Source organism: Bradyrhizobium sp. WSM4874 (genome assembly GCF_055811835.1).
Window position 1 is genome coordinate 1 of the sequence record NZ_JBVVPR010000177.1, and the last position, 818, is coordinate 818.

The 818-nt window shown below is 59.5% G+C and carries 1 pseudogene; it reads right to left on the reverse strand.

The features are described from left to right. Positions 1-802: pseudogene (locus tag AC0L3P_RS39915) on the reverse strand (hypothetical protein); the annotation flags it as partial. Positions 803-818: the final 16 nt, after the last annotated feature.

An 818-nucleotide genomic window follows, 5' to 3' on the forward strand; every position in this document is an offset into this window, starting at 1 on the left:
GTAGCGCGGTTAATGCCGCATTCAGCTTCTTGTTGACGCGGGTATCCCCACTCAAAAATTCTGCCGTACGGGCTGCCAACCGACCAGGGTCGGGGTCATCAAGTAGGCCGGCCAGTGCCAGGCCCTGTGGCCGGAGCCAATCACTGAACCGAGTCAAAGCGGTCACGTAATTGGCAATGGTCCCTCGGGCGTAGTTACCGGCGGCGCCTTTCCTGAAGGACTTGAAGAGGTCGACGTCCACGTCCGACGGGCGGGAGCGCTTGTAGTTACCGGCGGCGCCTTTCCTGAAGGGCTCGAAGAGGTCGACGTCCACGTCCGACGGGCGGGAGCGCTTGGCGAAATCCATACGCAGCTGTGAATCGACTACGTAGGACGCCGAGCCGGATGACCCACGAGAGCTTTGTCCAAAGACTTTGCTTAGTGTTGATGCGACCCTAGAGAACAGCCCACGGGACTTGTTGTCGTCCGTCCGTGCATTAGCTTGTGCTTCCGAGGCCGCTGCCAAGCGCATGTTGCTGAATGGCGTATCCCGAAGGTCAGACCTGTAATCGTTCGCAGCCGAGCCAAGATCAGCGTACGGAACATCGACGCTGTCCCGCATGCTGCTGAACGAATTGTCCCGCAGGAAATTAGCCTCAGGCGAACTCTCCTCAGGAGAGCGGAGCTGTAGCTCACCCGACTGCTGCTCGAGGCCATCCTGATCCGAACGCTCAACCTCGGCCTCTTGCCGCGCACGCTGCGGCTCCTGTTGCTCGGCGTACCAGCGCATCCAAGAGTTCGGGTCGTTATAGATCGGATCCATACCATTCATCCTGATG